Below are 19952 nucleotides of genomic sequence, written 5' to 3' on the forward strand. Positions count from 1 at the left end.
AGATTGAGAGGAAAACGCTCTAGTGCCGCATCTGTCTGTCTCCCCCAAAAAACGGGAAAACAGTCAGCACACGCAGACACAAAGTACAACCCTCACGTGCCACACTCAGGGCTTAACTGACGACACGCCGTAAGCCCGGATCAACTATTCCTCATAGCCTGAAGTTCAGCATCATGATTGCGCTGATTGTATGACATATGATCAAATGGAGTTTCATCGAATGTATGGAAATTCCATCCCATGTCTGCATACCCCTATCTGGCGCACTGGAAAGAAGAGATCAGCCGGAGCCCGAGTGCAATTTACATGACACTTGCGGACGCTCTCGCGCTGTCCATCCGTAAGGGGGACTTGCGGGAAGGGGACAAGCTACCACCACAGCGCACGATTGCGGAGTATCTTGGTACCAATTTAACGACAATCACCCGCGCGTTCACCGAGGCAAGGCGGCGCGGCCTGATTGATGCGACGGTCGGGCGGGGCACCTTTATCCGTGTCGGCGCGGGGGAAAGTCACTGGCGGCATACCGGTCCGGCTGTGGTCGATCTGACCATGAATCTGCCGCCCATCCCGCAGGATCCGCTGCTGCAGCGGATCATCCAGAACGATATTACGGCCATTCTGAAGCAGCAGGATCTGAACAGCCTCATGTCCTACCGCGTAACGGGTGGGACATTGGAGGAGCGTCAGCTTGGCGCGAAATGGATCGCTCCCGTCATCGGTCAGCGGCGAACAGACGAAATTCTTGTTGCACCGGGGGCCCAGAGTGCTTTGGCGGCAATCGTCAGCACGCACACCCAGCCCGGTGATGTTATTGTCACCGACCGTATTGCCTATCCTGGCATCCGGACCATAGCAGCGCAGTTCGATCTTATTCTGGTGGGGGTGGACAGCGACGTGGAAGGCATGATGCCTGAGCAGCTCGATCGGGTCTGCGCTGAACACCATCCTCGGCTGCTCTACTGCATTCCGACCATTCACAATCCCACCACCGCCACGATGTCCCTGCAAAGACGAAAGGATATTCTGGCAGTTGCGCAACGTCACCATCTCCATATTGTCGAGGATGACCCTTACAGTCTGTTGATGGACGATCCGCTGCCTGCCTTGGCGGCTCTCGACCATAGTCGTGTCAGCTACGTGGCCACCCTCGCCAAAACGCTCAGTCCGGGCCTGCGTACCGCTTACGTTGCCTTACCTAATGCAGACATGGCCCGAAGGGTGACGGCCGCTATCCGAGCGATTGCTCTGACCAATGCTGGCCTGCTCAGTGCACTCACGGCGCGGTGGATGCAGACGGAGCAGGCGCATACAATCCTGCTTGCCATCCGCAAGGAACTGCGCCTGCGCCAGTCTATTGCCCGTAAAGTTCTGGGCGAGGGGCACTGCATGAATCCCGATGGACCGCATGTCTGGCTGAAATTGCCGGACTGGTGGGGGAGTGCGGATTTTGTGGCCTATGCCCGCAGGCGTGGTTTGGCACTGGTTCCCAGCACTGTTTTTACCATTAGTGGAGAGCCACCTCAGCGGGCACGGATTGCGCTGGGTAGCGCACCGGATGCCGCAAGCCTTGAGGAATCTCTGCAAGGAGTTCTGTCAGTCCTGCAGCACAAACGCTCTCCCGGTTTTGCCGATATTGTATGACCTGAGTGGGGGGCTGAAATCGATGGTGCACCCTGATTCTCTGGAGTGGCAGGTGGATGCTCTGAAAAACAAAAAGGCCATTAGTTCACGAATGCGTGATAAATAAAGCCCATTAAAACAGAGAGTTATGGAAACAACTCATCATTGTATGGTGATAGCCATATTTTTGTATGGCACTGCTCTCATTAAGAGGTGCCTTACGGCATAATTTGATCTGATTGTATTGCCGTTAATGATCATACAATATTTTGCCTGTCCGTCATCCCGTGCCACGTTCGCTTCAGCCACGCGGTTAGCCCCGGTTTCTTGCCGGGACCGCAGCACACGGGAGAGATACCATGCCGAAAATCGAACACGCTCCGCATAAAGATGGCGATTGCTTCGTCAATTATGAAAACAAGGTTTTCGAAGACGTTAAAGCTAATCCTGGCGAAAAAGCCCTCATTACTTTTCATACTGTCGCTAATGAAGGGTCTGTCGGGTTTGTAAATCTGCTCCAGGCCACGCGCCTGATCCGCAAAGGCTTTGAAACGTCAGTTCTTCTGTATGGTCCGGGTGTGACCCTCGGCGTGCAGCGTGGCTTCCCCCGTCTGGGTGACGAGGCTTTTCCGGGGCACATGAACTGCAACAAACAGATTGCAAAAATTCTTGAAGAAGGCGGAAAAGTTTATGCCTGTCGCTTCGCGCTTCAGGCCCTTTACGGCTACGGCGAGCAGAACCTGATCCCTGGTATTACCCCCATCAACCCGCAGGACGTGCTCGACATCATTCTACTGGCGCGTCGCGATAACGCCTTCATCCTCAATACCTGGACTCTCTGAAGACAGAAGGGAGGACCGCAAGCCATGTCCCGTATCGTTCGCGCCGCAGCGATCCAGATCAGCCCCGTCCTTGGTGACGATGGTCTGGGGACTGCCCGGAAAGTCTGTCAGGCCATCCGCGATGCCGCCGAAAAAGGTGTTGCGCTTGCGGTCTTTCCTGAAACCTTTGTGCCTTATTACCCCTATTTCTCGTTTATCCAGCCCGCTTTCCGCTTCGGCGGCGAGCATCTGGAACTCTACGAACGCGCTGTGGTCATCCCCGGTCCGGTAACGGACATGGTGGCGGAGGCCGCACGCCAGACCGGTATGGTTGTGGTGCTGGGCGTGAATGAACGGGATTTCGGTACACTGTACAACACGCAGATTATTTTTGATGCCACGGGAGAAATCCTGCTCAAGCGCCGCAAAATCACACCAACCTACCATGAGCGTATGGTCTGGGGGCAGGGTGACGGGGCAGGGCTTAAAGTAGTGGAGAGTGCAGCTGGCCGTATTGGCGCACTTGCCTGCTGGGAGCATTACAATCCGCTCGCCCGCTACGCGCTGATGACCCAGCATGAGGAAATCCACTGCGCCCAGTTTCCGGGTTCTCTGGTCGGGCAGATTTTTGCCGATCAGATGGAAGTGACCATCCGGCATCACGCACTGGAATCCGGTTGCTTTGTCGTGAACGCCACGGGGTGGCTGACGGAAGACCAGATCAGGGAAATCGCGCGGGATCCCGCACTGGAAGGGCCGCTGCGAGGCGGCTGTTTTACGGCCATCGTTTCTCCCGAAGGGAAACTGCTCGGCACGCCTCTGACGGAAGGTGAGGGGATGGTGATTGCCGATCTTGATTTCGCCCTGATCACCAAGCGCAAGCGGATGATGGATTCCGTGGGGCATTATGCCCGCCCGGAACTGCTCAGCCTGTTGCAGGATCGGCGACCGGCTCAGACTGTTCACTATGTTGGCGAGCAGGAGATGGGTGCCTCGGTGGCACCGTCTGGAAATGAGGCGACGCCATGACTGTTCCCACACTCGGCACGCCTTCCGGCCGCAAGCTTGTCACCGATCTGCAATCGTTCGGGTTACAGATTGGCGTGGAGACTGGCGGGATTTCCCGTAAAGGCGGGGCTGGTCCTTCTGACCACAAGACAATTACCATCGCGGGTCAGACTGTCATGGTGCCGGTTTATACGTCCGGCGCGCGTCAGTCTCCGTTTCAGGCAAGTCCACCGGACCAGAACGGGGCCAGCACGCTGGAGCGGGACGGGCAAACACTCGGCACAATCCATTTTCCAGCCGCCCCGCGCTTCTATGGTCTGACCACAGCGGACGGCATTCCCTATTGGAAAATTGCCCTCCTGCATGGGCGAGATACGCTGGCCACCACGGTGCATCAGACCTGCATCCGCTATGCTGATCGGCGCACGTCCTGCCAGTTCTGCGCTATTGGCCAGTCGCTAGAGGCCGATCGGACGATCGCTTACAAGACCCCGGCACAGCTTGCCGAAGTTGCCAAAGCCGCTGTGGAGCTGGATGGCGTTCGGGATATGGTGCTGACAACTGGCACCCCAAATGTGGTGGACCGGGGGGCTGCCGTGCTGGCGGAATCAGCCCGTGCTATCCGGGCGGCTGTTGATCTGCCGCTTCAGGTTCAGTGTGAGCCGCCACGGGACCCTGGCTGGTTCCAGCGCCTGCGGGATGCCGGAGCAGACAGTCTGGGCATGCATCTTGAAGCCGCCACTCAGGCTGTGCGTGAGAAGATCATGCCTGGCAAGGCCACGGTCAGCGTTGAGCGTTATATGGACGCGTTTGCCAGCGCCGTGCCCATTTTCGGGCGGGGGCAGGTCAATACCTATATTCTGGCAGGCCTTGGCGACAGTGCCGAAGATATTCTGGTGCTGGCCGAGAGGCTGATTGCGCTTGGGGTCTATCCCTTTGTGGTGCCATTTGTGCCAATCTCCGGAACACCTCTGGAAAATCATGCGCCTCCTTCAGCTGATTTCATGAAGTCGGTTCTGGCCCCGCTTGGGCGGATGCTGCGGGAAGCGAATATGAAATCTACTGATATCCGGGCCGGATGTGGCCGGTGTGGCGCCTGTTCCTCGCTTTCGGCGTACGAACAATGAGCACGATACTCGAAGGCGTGGAAGACCGGCTGTTTATCCCTACGGAATATGTTGTGCGTCTTGCGCGCACACCGTGGGAACGCGCTGGTTACCATGCGTTGCGCCGCGAAGTGTTCTGCACAGAACAGCATGTTTTTGTAGAGGATGACCGCGATACAATCGACGACGTTGCCATTCCTATCATTGCGGCCTGCTGCATGGCCGGGATGCCGGACAGGGTTGTGGGCGCAGTACGCATTCATGAAGCTGAACCCGGTGTCTGGCGAGGATCTCGTCTGGCTGTGCATGCAGAGCATCGCAAGCTGGGGCGGATTGGGGCGGAACTGATCCGCATGGCGGTCAGCACGGCACACGGGCTTGGGGCGACCCGGTTTCTGGCGCAGGTGCAGGAACAGAATGTACTGTTTTTCCGCCGCCTGTACTGGAAAAGCCTAGGCACCATAACCCTGCACGGCCTGCCGCATCATGACATGCAGGCTGACCTTTCGCGCTATCCGGCACACGGGCAGGACCAGACATGGTTGCTGCGCCCGCAGCCACGCACACGGCAGGTGGCGTGATGGTTGGGGAACTCGCCACATTGCTGCGTGCGCTCCGTAACGGTCGGGCTCTTGCCGCCAAACAGGATATTTCTGAAGCCGTCGCGGTTTTGGGGCGTGATGCCTGTGAGGGTATCCGGCTTGGCGATGACTGCGCAGCGATCCCGGATGGCGACGGGTATCTCCTGCTGGCGAGCGAGGGTTTTCAGGACAGTTTTGTCCGGTCCATGCCTTGGTTTGCTGGCTATTGCGGCGTGATGGTCAATGTCAGCGATATTGCGGCCATGGGTGGTCGTCCGCTGGCGGTGGTCGATGCGCTGTGGAGTGACACGTCTGAGGCTGCGGCCTCAATCCTGACGGGCCTTCATGATGGTGCCAATACCTATGGTGTGCCGGTTGTTGGCGGACATACCAATATGCGCAGCACCCATAATTCGCTCTCGGTGGCGATCCTTGGCCGTGCCCGTCATTTGCTGACCAGCTTTGATGCCCGACCGGGCGAGGTTCTGATCGCTGCCATCGATTTGCGCGGCCGCTGGCATGACCCGCATCCATTCTGGGACGCCAGTTCCGCCCTGTGTAGCACTGATGAAGCGGTGCGCCTGCGCGGCGATATCGAACTTCTGCCAGCGATTGCCGAGGACGGTCTGAGCCGTGTTGCCAAGGACATCAGTATGGCCGGGCTGTTGGGAACTGCTCTTATGCTGGCCGAATGTTCTGGCGTGGGTATGACCATCAGGCTTGACGACATCCCGCGTCCTGAGGGTGCTCCGATGGAGCGCTGGCTGTCGGCTTTCCCCAGCTATGGCTATTTGCTGACGGCATGCCCCGAAAATGCGGGGGCCGTCATGGACCGGTTCAAAGGGCGCGGGATAGCTGCGGCTGTGATCGGTCGGGTGACGGACACGCTGCGGCTTGATGTCACATGGGATGACGAGCGGGAAACCTTCTGGGATCTCGCACGGACGCCGCTCATGGGGATGGCACCATGACGTTCTCCATCGGCATCCTGACCCATTCCACCAACCCGCGTGGCGGCGTGGTGCATGGTATGGCGCTGGCGGAAGCTCTGTGTGACGCCGGGCACACTGCCACTCTGATTGCGCCAGACACGACAGGGAACGGCTTCTTCCGCACGCCGCGTTGCACCACCCGTTGCATTCCCGCTCTGCCCGAACAGGATCTGTCGACGCTGGTGGAACGCCGCATTGGTGAGATCAGGGACGCTCTGCGTGGAGAGCACTTTGATGTGCTGCATGCGCAGGACCCTATCAGCGCCAATGCGCTGGCTGATCTGATGGAAGAAGGGCGGATAGCGGGTTTTGCCCGCACCATCCACCATCTTGACCGTTTTTCCCATCCTGTCCTTGCGGCACGGCAGGAGAGAGGATTTATGGCTGCAACTGAACTGTTCACGGTCAGTGCGCTGTGGGAACGCACCCTGCGCGACGACCATAGGCGTGAAGCCCCCGTTGTAGGCAATGGCGTCGATCCGCTGCGCTTTTCGCCCGTACCAACCATGCAGGATGCGTCACTGCGGGCGCGATATCATCTGCCAGCCGACCGCCGTCTGATCCTGGCCGTAGGTGGGATTGAGCGTCGCAAAAATACCCTGCACCTTCTGGAAGCCTTTCTGTCCCTGCGCCATGAGCAGCCTGACGTGCATCTGCTTGTGGTGGGCGGCGCTTCACTACTGGATCATTCGTCCTACCGCACTCAGTTTACGACGCGGCTGCGCGAAAGCGGGGAAGGCGACCATGTCACCGTGACCGGGCCTGTTGCGGATGAAGACATGCCGTCCTTCTACCGGCAGGCGGCCGTGCTGGCCTATCCGTCCGCAACGGAAGGGTTTGGTCTGTGTCCGTTGGAGGCTCTGGCGTGTGGCACGCCTGCCGTAGTGCCGGAGATTGCGCCTTTCACGGAGCACCTTTCGGGAGCGGATGCGCTGTGGTGCCGTCCGGATGATCCCAACTCTCTGCTTTTAACATTGCGTGAGGCCCTCAGCGCCCAAACCCGCGACCGTTTTCAGGTCAGCGGCCCAGCAACGGGGCGCCGTTTCGACTGGCGCAGCGTGGCTAGTCGGCATCTGCCCGCATATCGGCGTCTGGCGGCCCTGCCATGTGCCAATGCCTATAATTCCGGAGCGTCATCACCATGCCCGAAATGACCTTTCGCGTGCGCTGGCCCGATGGGAAGGAGACCGACTGTTACTCCCCATCGCTGGTCATAAGGGACCACTTCACGCCCGGTCAGGATTATCCGGTCCGGGAGTTTCTTGAAAAGGTGGACGCGGCCCTGACGGAAGCCAGCGAGCGGGTTCGCGCTCGTTACGGCTTTCCGTGCAGCCGCGCCCTTGGTCAGCTTCACACCATCAGCCAGACCTGCACGCCCTTCCTCAATCGACCCGATGCGCAGGTGCGCGTCCTGTCTTTCAGATCCTGAGACGAAAAGAACGACCATGACACAGAACGAAAAAAGCATTCCCGTCATCATCGTGGGCGGCGGACAGGCCGGGCTCTCCATGAGCTGGTATCTCTGCCGCGAGAAGGTGGAACACATTGTCTTTGAGGCAAAGACAGCCTGCCACTCATGGGACGATGAGCGCTGGGACAATTTCTGCCTGGTCACACCGAACTGGCAATGCGAACTCCCCGGCCATCCGTATGAGGGAAAAGATCCGCACGGCTTCATGGTGAAGCAGGAAATAATAGACTATGTCAAAGGCTTTGTTAATTCGTTTAACCCGCCTTTGCACGAACACACAGCGGTTACCTCCATCACACGTCACGAAGCCGGTGGGTATCGTGTAGTGGCGGGCGGTGAGACCTGGCACGCAAAGCATGTGGTCATCGCCTCGGGCGCGTATCAGGACGCAGTGATCCCCGGCTATGCGAGCGCCATTGATCGCTCAATATTTCAGGTGCACTCACAGGATTACCGCAATGCGGCCCAGTTGCCGGAAGGGGCGGTGCTTGTTGTGGGAAGTGGCCAGTCTGGCGCGCAGATTGTCGAGGATCTGTTTCTCGAAAAACGCAAGGTCCATCTCTGTGTCGGCTCCGCCCCGCGTGTCTCGCGTTTCTATCGCGGGCGCGACGTGGTGGACTGGCTGGCGGATATGCACTTCTATGACCTGACGGTGGATAATCACCCTCTCCGTGACGGCGCACGTGACAAGACCAATCATTACGTTACGGGCCGCAACGGAGGGCATGATCTTGATTTGCGCCTTTTTGCAAAGGAAGGGGTGAGTCTGCACGGCACGCTGGAGACAATCCGGGATGAGGTGGCGGCGTTCAGGCCCGATCTGAAGGAAAATCTTGATGATGCAGACAAGACGAATGCCGACATCAAGAAATCCATCGACGCCTACATCGCCCGTGAAGGGATTACGGTCCCGACGGAAGCCCCTTATGTGCCCGTATGGGAACCTGATGGCAGTAACGCTCCGCTGGACCTGAAGGCTGCCGGGATCACATCAATCGTCTGGTGCATTGGCTTCCGACCAAATTATCGCTGGATCGACGTGCCCGTCTTCAACGGGGCCAACAAGCCGGTCTGGCATCGGGGCGTGACGGATGCGCCGGGCTTCTACTTCCTTGGCCTGCCCTGGCTACACACATGGGGATCGGGACGGTTCTCAGGCGTTTCGCGCGATGCCGCGTGGCTGGCCAGCCAGATCACCGGCAAAGATGTGTCTGTAGCCTGAACGGAGGTAAGTGGTATGCTTCCATGGACAACATACGAGGCGATGTACGAGGCGGCGCTGAAGCAGCCAGAGCCGTTCTGGCTGGCTGCGGCGCAACGCATCACATGGAAGCAGGCACCTGTGACCGCATGCAGGACGCGGGCGGATGGCTGGCATGACTGGTTTCCTGATGCCACGCTCAACACCTGCTACAATGCTGTAGACCGGCATGTTGAAAACGGGCGTGGCGCGCAGGCAGCATTAATCTGGCATTCCTGCGCTACCAACGAACGTCAGGTTGTAACTTACCGGGAACTACAGGGCAGAGTGGCCCGGTTTGCCGGTGGTCTGCGCTCGCTGGGGGTGGAGAAAGGCGACCGCGTCCTGATCGCCATGTCGACCATGATCGAGACCGCCATCGCCATGCTGGCCTGTGCGCGGATCGGTGCCGTGCATGTCGTGGTTTTTGCCGGTTATGCCGGGCCTGAACTGGCGCGGCGGATTGATGATGTGGCTCCGAAGGTGGTCATCATCGCGAGTTGCAGCTTTCAGGGGCAGAAGCCGGTCGCGTCTGCATCCGTCCTCAACGAGGCACTGGCCACAGCGACGCACAGACCACAAGCCTGTGTGGTTGTGCAGCGTGAAGCCTCTCCGGCCCCGCTTTTGCCAGTGCGGGATCATGATTTTCGCACGCTGGAACAGTCCGCGCCAGCAGAACCGGTCATGCTGCGTTCCGAAGATCCCTTGTATATTCTTCATACATCTGGGACGACAGGAAGCGCGAAGGGCATTGTGCGCGACAATGGCGGTCACGCCGTAGCCCTCGCCCTGTCCATGGACCTGATATATGGGTGCAAACCCGGTGATACCTTCTTCACCACATCGGACCTTGGCTGGGTTGTCGGCCATTCCTATGGGGTCTACGCGCCACTGATCAGCGGCTGCACCAGCATGATTGTCGAAGGCGGTGCATCTGCTTCTGCCATCCGCGCGCTCTGTCACGAACATGCGGTGAAATGCCTGTTTTCCACCCCAACCCAGATGCGCCTCCTGCGGCAGGAAAGTCGCAACCTGTCCGGGCCCGTTTTACCTACGTTGGCCCGTATTTTTGTGGCCGGGGAATATGCGGACCCAACCTTGCTGGACTGGGCGCGGTCCTATTTCCGCAAACCTGTCGTTAATCACTGGTGGCAGACAGAAACCGGGTGGAGCATTACCGCCCACTTCTTTGGCTTGCCTGAGTCTGAACCAGTCTCGCTCATGGATGATATCGGGCGGCCTGCGCCGGGATTTCAGCCGGCTATCGTGCCATCCGTGCCCGATGAACTGTGCGGTGAGATTGTCCTCTCTCTGCCCCTGCCGCCCGGTTGTCTGGCAGGGGTATGGAAGGCTAGGGAGGTCCATGTTCCCACGGCCTATCTTGATGAGACCGGCAGGTATTATCGCACCTTCGATGAAGGCATGATCAATGCAGACCGCGCCGTACATATGCTCGGGCGTTCTGACGATGTCATCAAGGTTGCAGGGCGCCGGATTTCAGGCGTGCAAATTGAAAAAATCATTGCGGCGCATCCTGCGGTTCATTCCTGTGCGGTGGTCGCGACCTCCGACGAACTGCGGGGGCAACGACCAGTTGCCTATGTGGTGATTGAAGCGGGGAGGGAATGCCCGCCTTCGTCCGAGGAGATTATCCGGCAGGTGAATGACGTGCTTGGCCGGTGGATTGGCCTCAGGGAAATCCGTTTCGTCAGGCAATTACCGACCACCGTATCAGGCAAGATTACGCGGAAACGCCTGCTGGTCTCCTGATGGTATCAGTCGCATTGGGTCCTTCTTATGGCCCCAATCAAACACTGCGGCGTGCGGCACTCTGTATGCGAGAGTGCCGTAATCACCATCGTTCAGATGGCCTGCCCGCCGGAGACTTCGATCCGCTGCGCATTCACCCAACGATTGTCCTCAGACAGCAGCGAGGCGATCATCGGGCCGATGTCGTCCGGTAGTCCGGGGCGTCCCAGCGCAGTTGTTTCTGCAATATGGTGGGCGACGTCCGGGTTGTCCCGCACTATGCCCCCGGAGAAATCCGTCTGGATCGCACCGGGTGCCACCGTGTTGACGGCGATGCGGCGCGCGCCAAGTTCCTTAGCCATATAATGCGTCATCACCTCTACTGCGCCCTTCATGGCTGCGTAGGTAATTCGTCCGGGGTAGGCAAAACGCGTCAGGCCGGATGAAATATTGACGATCCGGCCTCCATCCGCGATCAGCGGCAGCAAGGTCTGCGTCAGGAAAAACGGACCTTTGGCATGAATCCGATAAGCGGCGTCGAAATCTTCTTCGGTCACTTCGCCAAATAGCCCCTCATGGGAGGTGCCGGCCATGTTGACCAGATAATTGAAACGCTCGGCACCCCATGCGACCAGCACGCGCCGAATTTCCTCGGCGAAGGCTGGAAAGGCAAGCGTATCGCCAGTATCGAGTTGCAGAGCGACCGCACGAGCTCCGTAGCGTTCGACAGTCTCGACCACCTCATCAGCCGCAGATTTGTTCGTGTGATAGGTGAAGATTGAGGGAACGCCGCGCCGGGCGAGAGCCTCAACGGTTGCGCGGCCCAGTCCACGGCTTCCGCCGGTGACGATGGCAATGGGATTCGGGGTCGTTGCAGGCATGGGACTCTCCATCTGGTGAAGGAGCAATTCTGCTCACACTGCCATCCGTTCGATAAGAGTGCTCTTTCCGTCAGCATTGTTTTGCGCAATGGAATAATCCTATGGACAGACTTGCGACACTCGACCTCTTTATCCGCATTGTAGACCGCGGCAGCTTCAGTGCCGCGGCAGCCGCTTGCGGTGTCTCCCGTCCGGTTGCGACCGCTGCGATCAAGGCATTGGAACAAAGGCTAGGGACGCGCTTACTGCACCGCTCGACGCGTCACGTGCGCCCAACCGAGGAAGGCGTAGCTTACTATCGCCGCTGTGTGGCGATCCTGGCGGACCTTGAAGATGCGGATCGTGGCGCGAGTGGCGCTGTGGCGGGTTTGTTGCGTGCTGATGTTATCGGACGTCTGGCGCGTATGCTTTTGCTGCCCGCGCTGCCTGACTTTCTGGCCCGGCATCCAGCGCTGACCGTTCATCTTGGTGAAGGTGAGCGGTTTGTCGATCTGGTGCGCGAGGGGGTGGATTGCGTTGTGCGGGCTGGAAACCTGCCGGACAGCGATATGATTGTCCGACCACTTGGCGTTATGGAGGAGGTGACGGTTGCCAGCCCGGCGTATCTGGCGCGGTATGGAACGCCAGCCTCTCCTGAGGATCTTGGGGGGCATCAGATGATCGGCTTCGTGTCCTCACGCACCGGCCAGTCCTTGCCATTGGAGTTTACGCGCGGAGAGGAGGTAATCGAGGTTTCGCTTCCGGCGCGTCTGCTGGTTGGAGGTGTAGACACTTACGCTGAAGCCGCCAGACAGGGGTTCGGTCTCGTGCAGGTTCCGCGTTATGGCTTTGTGGAGGACCTCGCCATGGGCACACTGATCGAAGTCCTCCCCGATTTCCCACCTACGCCAACGCCGCTCTCAGTGCTTTACCCGAGCAACCGGCAGCTTTCTCCTCGTGTGCGGGTGTTCGTGGACTGGCTGGTGGAGAGTCTTGGTTTGAGGTTTCATAAAAATGCCGATGAACGTCCCTACACAGATGCAAAGGCGAGATAGAGCGAGATCGTTGCAATCGAGAACACGGTGGAAGCGAGGACGACACGTCCGGTAAGGGCCGCTTCCCGGTCATAGAATTCCGCCAGCATGAACGAGCCGGTTCCCGTTGGTAGCGCGGCAAGAAGCACAGCAATATGTGTCATCGCTGGAGGCAGGTGGAGCACAGGCGAGGCAATGATCCACGTAACCAGAGGCTGGCCGATCAGCTTCAGGCCGACAAGAATGCCAGCAGTCGACGGGCGTGCAGACGCGGCACCGGCAGAATTTCCGGCAAGGAACAGACCGAGGGCGATCAGGGCGCAGGGGGATGCTGCTCCGCCGAGAAGTTTCAGGAAAGCATGAATAGGTTCCGGTAGATGTCCACCTGATACCATGACAAGGCCACCAAGTGCTGGCGCCACCAGCAATGGATTTTTCACCAGCGAGAAGAGTGTTTTCGCGACGATATCGCGACGGCGCGCTTCGGTTTGCAGTCCGGCCTCAATCAAAACGATCGCTATGACAAACAGCACACAGACCGTCACGATCGTGGCGATGAGCGTCGGTGCCATGCCGGTATCGCCGACGAGCGACAGGACAAGCGGGAAACCGACGAACCCCGTATTGGCGTAGCTCGCGTTCAGTCCGTCAATGGCGGCATCGGCAAGATGATGTCCTGTTGATACCCGCCACCACAGCGTCCCGGCAAACACGATAAAACAGCCGAGCGTGAACGCCGCAATGAATCCCGGCTCCCACAGATCGGTCATTTTTGCATTCGCCACGATGTCGAATAGCACCGCCGGCAGTGCGAGATAGACCACCAGCCGATTGACTTCGCGCGTGGCATTGGGCCCAAGCGCACCCGATTTGCGTGCGATCCATCCGGTAAGGATGAGGGCAAAGATAGGCAGGACGATCAGCAGATTATTCAGCATCAAGGATCTCGGGAAGTCAGTAAAGGCGTGACGCTACCGGAGGTTATTGATATAATCCAATGCTCATATGGTTCACGATCAATGCTTTCAGGGTATCAAATGGACACGCGGCATATGCGATATTTCATGGCTCTGGCGGAGACGCTTCATTTCGGTCGGGCAGCCGAGCGGATGAATATGAGCCAGCCGCCGTTCAGTCGCCAGATTGCCATGATCGAACACACGTTGGGCGTGAAGCTGTTTGAACGAAACTCGCGCAATGTGGCGCTGACCCCAGCCGGAAAACACTTCATGAAAGACTGCCGAAATGTACTGGGGCAGTTTGAGGAGGCCTGTCGGGATGTCAGGCTGGTTGCCAACGGCATGAAGGGCGAATTACGGTTTGGATTTATGATGCATGCCGCCCACAGTGTCGTGCCGCAACTTGTCCAGCGTTACGCGGAGGCGAGGCCGGATGTCCGCCTTGTGCTTGATGAACGCACGCCGACAGAAATCGATGAGATGCTGGTGGCAGGAACACTGGATGCCGCCGTAACATTTGACTGCGGATATGCGCCGCATTTGCAGACCGTGCTGCTGGTCAGAGAGCGATTACGCATCATCATGCGAAAGGACCATCATCCCCTTGCCGCGGTCGGCCAGATCGGCCCTGAGGAACTCCGCGAGGAGAAGGTCATCGCAGCACCCGCGGCGACAGCACCGGCTCTGCGATCTGCGATCAACAGCTATTTTTCGGCCAGGGGAATTGTCCCGCATGTCGTGCTTGAACCACGGTTACAGCACACGATCATTCAGCTTGTTGCAAAAGGGCTGGGCGTAGCCCTTATCCCCTCATCGCTATGTACAGAACTGGGAACGGGGCTGATGTCACGGGCTTTGACAGACGCTCCCCAACTCGACGTTGTCCTTCGAGCGCCGATCACCACGAAAAATCCGGCGGTTTCGACCTTCATGGAAATCGGGAAATCGATACAGCAGGTTTCTCTCTAATCCATGGAACCAGTGCAGAGAGCCAGTTTCTAATATCTTCGGTCTCCATATTCCATCGTCATGAGTGGAGTAATTTTATGATGTCTTCTGACGCCAGACCCACACCAAGCATAATCATGATCACTCCGGATATGTAGCCGGTCACGATGGATGCTCTGGGGCGGCTGCTTAATAGTGTCCGCGCGGCCAATCCGACCATCAGATAGATGGATACGCAGTTCATTGTATGAATGATTCCCAAGATCCCGATCTGTAAAAAAATCGGCCACAATGAACCAGGATTTGTAAACTGAGGCAGAAGGGCAAGAAAAAACAGAAGAGCCTTGGGGTTCAGGCCACTGATGGCGAACCCTTTGGCCATCCAGCGCCGCGCACCTGTTTCCCGTTCATGTCCTTCTTTCGGCAGGGGAGGATGACGCAACAGGGAAATGCCCAGTTTTATGAGATATGCCGCACCTGCAAATGTCAGAATGGTGATTGCAAGCGGCATGTTTGCAACAAGCGCACCGATACCGCCCGCGACCGTTGCGGTAATGGCGAGATATCCCAGAAACAGCCCGAACACAGCGGGAATGACTGCGGCATGATCACGTATTCCGGCGGAAATGACATACGCCCAGTCAGCACCTGGGGTTGCTGCAAGGAGGATGGAGATCGTCCAGAAGGCAAGAAGTGTATGCAGATTCATCGAAGATGCGTCGCTTTAGAAGAAAATTCACAAGGTCCCACGGCGTTTTCATGCTCTCCGATTATGCTTCAGATTGACATCTTTGCGACGCGAGAGAGTAGGATAGCGCGGACCAGCGGATAGGGGGTTGCGTTTATGCCAATTTATCCACCAATATTTGACATATGATTGCGTCAGAAATTTCATTCATGATATATGATGCCAATGAAGCTGGATGCGATTGATCGGCGTATTCTTCGTGTTCTTCAGGAAGATGGCCGCTGCCCCAACAATGAACTTGCGAGGCGCGTCGGGCTCTCTCCCTCGCCATGCCTGCGCCGGGTGCGGATGCTGGAAGAAAGTGGCGTTATCGAGGGCTATGTCGCCGTTGTGAATCCTGCAAAAGCCGGGTTCGGTGTGACGGCTTTTGTCAGGATATGACTGACGGGAGAAGACGAGCGGCAGTCCGAGCATTTCGTCGAGGAAATCGGAAAACTTCCACAGGTGACGGAAGCGCATGTCCTCGCGGGAGATTGTGATTTCCTGTTGCGCGTTGTTGCAGAAGACCTTCCAGGACTGCGACGTTTTCAGAGCGAACAGCTCGCGCGGATCAAAGGCGTGCGGAGCATGAAGACCGACATCCCGCTTCTCAAGGTCAAGAACGCAAGCTTTGCGTAGAGTAAGGCTTATTCTTGGTGGCGAGATATAATTTTTCGGTAGCCGTCATGGTAATGTCTGCATTTGATGCAGTGTTTTGGGTATGACGGCCCCGGCAATTCACGAACGTCCAGATACCTCTGCAGGAAATAAACGACTGGAACTGGGACGTGGGCCGATCTCTACAGAATACAAAAGTTGCTATGCCGGGTGAGGAATCAGAAGAACTCGTTTACGGTGCCATGGAGGGGAGTGGTCGTTCGCCAGTTCACAGGTCCCGCTGGCGTGGTTCCCGTCTGCCAGCACCACAGCGGTAATCCTTGTGTAATCTTTATGCGCCGCCGAGGAGATGTTCCGGAACTTCGAGCGCGACATCGGATGGTCTTCATGCTGGTTAGGCGTGCATATATGCCTGAAGGCGCGGGATGACGAAGTCAAGAAACACCCTCACGCGCTGGGGGGCCTGTTTGCTGCCCAGATAGAGCGCATGGATCTCCTCTTCGTCCTGTGCGTCCGCATGAGCCAGAACCTCAACGAGACGGCCAGCTTTGATGTCATTGCGCACATGGTAGTCGCCAAGCCGCGCCAGCCCCGCATCCCGTAGGGTCAGGCGTCTTACTGTTTCCCCGTTATTGGCGAGCAGTGGGCCTCGGACGATACGATCGGCGATGCGGCCTTTCTCCTGTAGCGGCCAGACAGGGGCGGCACGCCGGAAATTAAAGCCGAGGCATTTGTGGCGGTCCAGATCAACAATGCTTTGCGGCGTGCCGAACCAGCTCAGGTAATCTGGCGATCCGACAATTTTACGTCGTGCCGTGCCGATATGCCGGGCTGTCAGATTTGAATCCTGCAACGGTCCGACCCGAAAGGCGATATCTGTGCGGTCAAGGTAAAGATCCGTCAGCTCATCGGAGAGCGAGAGATCAACGACGATATCCGGATAGGCATCCCAGAATTCTGACAGGAGAGGTTCGAGCGCCAGCGCTCCGAAAGCCACCGAAGCGTTGATGCGCACAATGCCGCCTGGCCGAACCGATCCTGTTGTGAGCGCATGCTCCATGTCGTCAAGATCGGCGATCAGTGCCTGAGCGCGTTCGTAGTAAAGCTGCCCTTCCGGCGTGACGGAAAGGCGGCGTGTCGAACGTTCGAGCAGGCGTACGCCAAGGCGTGTCTCAACGCGGGCGATCAGTTTGCTTATCGTCGAGGGCGTTGTCATTGACAGGCGAGCGGCTTCCGAAAAACTGCCGCTTTCCACAATACGCAGAAACATCTGCATTTCGCCAATCCGGTTATCCATCAGCGCCCTTTAATGAAACAGGTTCACAAGTTCTGTGGAGAGGTGACGAATTATCAAAGCCTGTTAAGTGCATCATGTTCCGTAGGGAACAGACGCTGCTCGCACTGCTGATGTGCCGAGATGCTGTCATATTGAAAATTCTTCCGGACAATGGCTCTGAATTCTGGGCAGGCTTATCCGGGATGCTTTTTGCAGGATACTATTGCGATGAAAAAGATTCTTCTTCTGAACGGTGGAAAGGCTTTCGCCCATTCTCATGGTCGTCTGAACGATACGCTGCACGCCGTCGCTTTTGAACTCCTGTCGAACGCGGGTTTCAACACGCGGCAGACAAAGATCGATGCAGGGTACGATATTCAGACGGAAGTAGAAAATATTCAGTGGGCTGACCTGGTCATCTATCAGATGCCGGGCTGGTGGATGGGCGCACCCTGGACCGTCAAGAAGTATGTGGATGAAGTCTTCACAGCCGGTCATGGAGCGCTTTACGCCAATGACGGGCGCAGCCGCGCCCATCCTGAACGAAAATATGGTTCAGGTGGCCTGCTGCAGGGGAAGCATTACATGCTTTCCCTGACATGGAACGCCCCGGAAGAGGCCTTTGTCGATCCGGCCCAGTTCTTTGAAGGGAAGGGGATTGATGCGGTCTATTTCCCTTTCCATAAGTCCAACCAGTTTCTGGGGATGACATCGCTTCCGACGTATCTGGCGACGAATGTCATCAAGGAACCACACGTTGACCAGACGATCGCGCGCTATCGTACCCACCTGGCAGACGTTTTGAGCTTTGCTCCGCCTAAGAGTGATGTCGGATCATGATGCAAATCGCAGGATTGCTCTAGCAAGATGGAAACGTGAGAATAATATGAAAACATGGGTAAGAGGTGTAACATGGGGTAATGTCGGAATGGTCGGACTAGCGGTGCTCGGTGTGGCGACATAGAAGCTTGTGCTGCGTCCAGAAACCGCATCCCTTTCTGTGACGGTAGGAACGGGTCCGTATCCTGATCTGCCGCATCCCAACCATACCTTGTGTGATGATTGGGGGATGGCTCATGAAGCAGCCGGGTTTCTTTGATGTTGACGAGCAGCTTGCCCGGTTAAGCGGGCTTGGCGATCAGCTCGAAGCGTTTTCCCGGACTGTGGGTTTTGAGGCGTTCCGCCCTGATCTGGAAATGGCTCTGGCCTATTCAGACAGGAGCAAAGGCGCCCGTCCCCCGTTCGATCCGGTGCTGATGTTCAAGATCCTGGTCATCCAGACGCTGAATAATCTCTCCGACGAGCGGACGGAATATCTGATCAACGACCGCCTGTCCTTCATGCGTTTCCTCGGTCTGGGACTGTCGGGCCGGGTGCCCGATGCCAAAACGGTCTGGCTGTGTCAAAAGCGTCTGACCGAGGCAGGCGCCATCCAGAAGCTGTTTGAGCGCTTTGACGCCACCCTGCGCAACGCCGGGTATCTTCCGATGTCCGGCCAGATCCTGGATGCAACACTGGTGGCTGCTCCAAAGCAGCGCAATACCAACGGGGAGAAAGCCGATCTTCGGGAAGGCCGGATCCCCGAAGGCTGGGAAGACAAGCCGGTAAAGCTGTCCCATAAGGACAGGCACGCCCGCTGGACGCTGAAGTTCACGAAGGCAAAGCGGCAGGAAGACGGGACGCTCTCGGCTGGACGTGTCACGTTCGTTCACCGAGGAATCTCCCTGCGTGGATGCAAAGACCGGATAGAGTGAGATCGTTGCAATTGATAAAAGGGGTGGAATGAAGATAGAAAAATATGTTAAAATCATTGTAAGTATTTAAAAATTTTTCAGAAATTATTTTTAAAACCATAAGTAAACTACATTTTTGTTCCGATTCTATTATATTTATTTATAAAACATTTGTAATTCTTTCTTGGGAGGGAAACTTTGGCTGCTGGACGGGGTTTGCCATAAGACGGCCAGATAAAAAGGACCGTCTCTTCTCAGAAAAAGGAATGGTAAAATGGCTAACCAAGGTGGTAACCACGACCAGCACGTGAAAGCTGGCGAGCAAAGTCATAAAAATACCAGCGGCACCCAGACTGAAAAGAGCACGGGTGACCATAGCTCTGGTGCCCGGGGTGGCACGCATGAGCAACATGTGAAGGCTGGCGAACAAAGCCACAAAAATACCACTGGTTCCCAGACTGAAAAAGGCGCGGGCGAACATAGCTCTGGCACCCGTGGCGGCACGCATGAGCAGCATGTCAAAGCTGGTCAGCAGAGTCATAAAAAATCCTGACATCACGTTGAGTGTCGGGGGCGTCGGCAACATTGCTGGCGCTCCCGGGACCTCAAGATTTCGACCAGTTTGCCAAATGTTTAGATATCCGCCAAGGGCAGATATTCTTTTGGAAAGGGACTGAAAAATGGGATTCTTTTCGAAACCAATAAACACTCTTGATGATTTGTTCGTGCATACTCTTCAGGACATTTATTATGCCGAAAACCAGATCATTAAGAACTTGCCCGTTATGGCCGAAGAGGCTTCCGACCCGGAACTGAAGGCTGCGTTTCAGCATCACCTGACGGAGACAGAAGGGCAGGTGCGTAGGCTGGAGCAGGTGTTTGAACTCCACGGGCAGCCTGTTAAGGGTGTAACCTGTCAGGCGATGGATGGAATTCTTGCTGAGGCAAAGGATATCATCAGTGATTGTGACGATCCCGAAGTTCGTGATGCTGCCATGCTTTCTGCCGCACAGGCAGTCGAGCATTATGAAATAACCCGTTATGGCAGTCTTATTGCCTACGCAACACAGCTCGGTCGTGCGGACTGTGCGGCTCTTCTGCAGCAGACGCTGGAAGAAGAAAAATCTGCCGATCAGAAACTGACCCGCATTGCCGGGAAAAGCGTGAACCAGCACGCTCTCTAGAGCGTTTTCCTCTCAATCTGGT

The 19952-nt window shown here is 57.0% G+C and carries 21 protein-coding genes and 1 pseudogene; 17 read left to right on the plus strand and 5 right to left on the minus strand.

Annotated elements, in window-relative coordinates; translation table 11 throughout:
- Positions 1 to 240: 240 nt before the first annotated feature.
- From AD928_RS02980 to AD928_RS03025, 10 genes are all read left to right on the plus strand, one after another.
- Positions 241 to 1644 carry an aminotransferase-like domain-containing protein gene (locus AD928_RS02980; RefSeq protein WP_062248156.1) on the plus strand — a complete coding sequence of 468 codons (1404 nt, stop codon included), beginning with the start codon at positions 241 to 243 and terminating at the stop codon, positions 1642 to 1644.
- 338 nt (positions 1645 to 1982) lie between these two features.
- Complete coding sequence (locus tag AD928_RS02985) at positions 1983 to 2465, plus strand: MSMEG_0572/Sll0783 family nitrogen starvation response protein (protein WP_061470968.1); 483 nt, start codon at positions 1983 to 1985, stop codon at positions 2463 to 2465.
- A gap of 24 nt (positions 2466 to 2489) precedes the next feature.
- A complete protein-coding gene (locus AD928_RS02990; RefSeq protein ID WP_062248158.1) occupies positions 2490 to 3473 on the plus strand; it encodes a Nit6803 family nitrilase in 984 nt (327 codons plus the stop codon).
- Positions 3470 to 4579, plus strand: coding sequence for an MSMEG_0568 family radical SAM protein (locus AD928_RS02995; RefSeq protein WP_062248159.1), 1110 nt, complete (start codon positions 3470 to 3472; stop codon positions 4577 to 4579). The genes AD928_RS02990 and AD928_RS02995 overlap by 4 nt, the downstream gene beginning before the upstream one ends.
- Positions 4576 to 5139, plus strand: a complete 564-nt coding sequence (locus tag AD928_RS03000) for an MSMEG_0567/Sll0786 family nitrogen starvation N-acetyltransferase (RefSeq protein ID WP_062248161.1) — start codon at positions 4576 to 4578, stop codon at positions 5137 to 5139. Before AD928_RS02995 ends, AD928_RS03000 begins: the two co-directional genes overlap by 4 nt.
- Positions 5136 to 6110 (plus strand): sll0787 family AIR synthase-like protein, encoded by a 975-nt coding sequence (locus AD928_RS03005; protein WP_209436649.1) that lies wholly within the window; start codon positions 5136 to 5138, stop codon positions 6108 to 6110. The genes AD928_RS03000 and AD928_RS03005 overlap by 4 nt, the downstream gene beginning before the upstream one ends.
- Positions 6107 to 7285: an MSMEG_0565 family glycosyltransferase gene (locus AD928_RS03010; RefSeq protein ID WP_062248163.1), complete on the plus strand. Its 1179-nt coding sequence runs from the start codon at positions 6107 to 6109 to the stop codon at positions 7283 to 7285. The genes AD928_RS03005 and AD928_RS03010 overlap by 4 nt, the downstream gene beginning before the upstream one ends.
- The gene (locus AD928_RS03015; RefSeq protein ID WP_062248165.1) at positions 7273 to 7560 is read left to right on the plus strand and encodes an MSMEG_0570 family nitrogen starvation response protein; all 288 of its coding nucleotides are present in this window, start codon (positions 7273 to 7275) and stop codon (positions 7558 to 7560) included. The genes AD928_RS03010 and AD928_RS03015 overlap by 13 nt, the downstream gene beginning before the upstream one ends.
- 16 nt (positions 7561 to 7576) lie before the next feature.
- Positions 7577 to 8824 carry an MSMEG_0569 family flavin-dependent oxidoreductase gene (locus tag AD928_RS03020; RefSeq protein WP_062248167.1) on the plus strand — a complete coding sequence of 416 codons (1248 nt, stop codon included), beginning with the start codon at positions 7577 to 7579 and terminating at the stop codon, positions 8822 to 8824.
- 15 nt (positions 8825 to 8839) lie between these two features.
- Positions 8840 to 10612, plus strand: a complete 1773-nt coding sequence (locus AD928_RS03025; protein WP_062248169.1) for an AMP-binding protein — start codon at positions 8840 to 8842, stop codon at positions 10610 to 10612.
- Positions 10613 to 10704: 92 nt separating this feature from the next.
- Here AD928_RS03025 and AD928_RS03030 read toward each other — a convergent pair whose 3' ends face one another.
- Positions 10705 to 11472, minus strand: a complete 768-nt coding sequence (locus tag AD928_RS03030; RefSeq protein WP_062248170.1) for an SDR family NAD(P)-dependent oxidoreductase — start codon at positions 11470 to 11472, stop codon at positions 10705 to 10707.
- A 101-nt stretch (positions 11473 to 11573) separates the two neighbouring features.
- Here AD928_RS03030 and AD928_RS03035 point away from each other — a divergent pair, with 101 nt between their 5' ends.
- Entirely contained in the window at positions 11574 to 12506 is a 933-nt protein-coding gene (locus tag AD928_RS03035) for a LysR family transcriptional regulator (protein ID WP_062248172.1), read from the plus strand.
- Here AD928_RS03035 and AD928_RS03040 read toward each other — a convergent pair.
- The gene (locus AD928_RS03040; RefSeq protein WP_062248174.1) at positions 12482 to 13423 is read right to left on the minus strand and encodes an AEC family transporter; all 942 of its coding nucleotides are present in this window, start codon (positions 13421 to 13423) and stop codon (positions 12482 to 12484) included. The genes AD928_RS03035 and AD928_RS03040 overlap by 25 nt on opposite strands.
- Before the next feature lie 99 nt (positions 13424 to 13522).
- Between AD928_RS03040 and AD928_RS03045 the strand changes: the two genes are divergently transcribed.
- Complete coding sequence (locus AD928_RS03045) at positions 13523 to 14413, plus strand: LysR family transcriptional regulator (protein ID WP_062248175.1); 891 nt, start codon at positions 13523 to 13525, stop codon at positions 14411 to 14413.
- Positions 14414 to 14471: 58 nt separating this feature from the next.
- On the opposite strand, the gene AD928_RS03050 is transcribed toward AD928_RS03045, so the two are convergent.
- Positions 14472 to 15101 (minus strand): LysE family translocator, encoded by a 630-nt coding sequence (locus tag AD928_RS03050; RefSeq protein WP_062248177.1) that lies wholly within the window; start codon positions 15099 to 15101, stop codon positions 14472 to 14474.
- Between the two features lie 204 nt (positions 15102 to 15305).
- Between AD928_RS03050 and AD928_RS15160 the strand changes: the two genes are divergently transcribed.
- On the plus strand, positions 15306 to 15521 hold the full coding sequence (locus AD928_RS15160) for an Lrp/AsnC family transcriptional regulator (protein ID WP_233419912.1): 216 nt from the start codon (positions 15306 to 15308) through the stop codon (positions 15519 to 15521).
- A 63-nt stretch (positions 15522 to 15584) separates the two neighbouring features.
- On the plus strand, positions 15585 to 15758 hold the full coding sequence (locus AD928_RS15165; protein ID WP_233419913.1) for an Lrp/AsnC ligand binding domain-containing protein: 174 nt from the start codon (positions 15585 to 15587) through the stop codon (positions 15756 to 15758).
- 373 nt (positions 15759 to 16131) lie between these two features.
- On the opposite strand, the gene AD928_RS03060 is transcribed toward AD928_RS15165, so the two are convergent.
- Complete coding sequence (locus tag AD928_RS03060; protein ID WP_062248179.1) at positions 16132 to 17034, minus strand: LysR family transcriptional regulator; 903 nt, start codon at positions 17032 to 17034, stop codon at positions 16132 to 16134.
- 207 nt (positions 17035 to 17241) lie between these two features.
- Here AD928_RS03060 and AD928_RS03065 point away from each other — a divergent pair, with 207 nt between their 5' ends.
- Together AD928_RS03065 and AD928_RS03070 are read left to right on the plus strand one after the other, a co-directional pair.
- Complete coding sequence (locus AD928_RS03065) at positions 17242 to 17853, plus strand: NAD(P)H-dependent oxidoreductase (RefSeq protein ID WP_062248185.1); 612 nt, start codon at positions 17242 to 17244, stop codon at positions 17851 to 17853.
- A 236-nt stretch (positions 17854 to 18089) separates the two neighbouring features.
- Positions 18090 to 18692 (plus strand): annotated as a pseudogene (locus AD928_RS03070) (transposase); the annotation flags it as partial.
- A gap of 214 nt (positions 18693 to 18906) precedes the next feature.
- Here AD928_RS03070 and AD928_RS15045 read toward each other — a convergent pair.
- Entirely contained in the window at positions 18907 to 19287 is a 381-nt protein-coding gene (locus AD928_RS15045; RefSeq protein WP_209436648.1) for a hypothetical protein, read from the minus strand.
- 139 nt (positions 19288 to 19426) lie between these two features.
- Here AD928_RS15045 and AD928_RS03080 point away from each other — a divergent pair, with 139 nt between their 5' ends.
- Positions 19427 to 19930: a YciE/YciF ferroxidase family protein gene (locus tag AD928_RS03080; RefSeq protein WP_062248181.1), complete on the plus strand. Its 504-nt coding sequence runs from the start codon at positions 19427 to 19429 to the stop codon at positions 19928 to 19930.
- Positions 19931 to 19952: the final 22 nt, after the last annotated feature.

Origin of the sequence: Acetobacter cerevisiae (assembly GCF_001580535.1) — a bacterium.
GTDB lineage: Bacteria > Pseudomonadota > Alphaproteobacteria > Acetobacterales > Acetobacteraceae > Acetobacter > Acetobacter cerevisiae.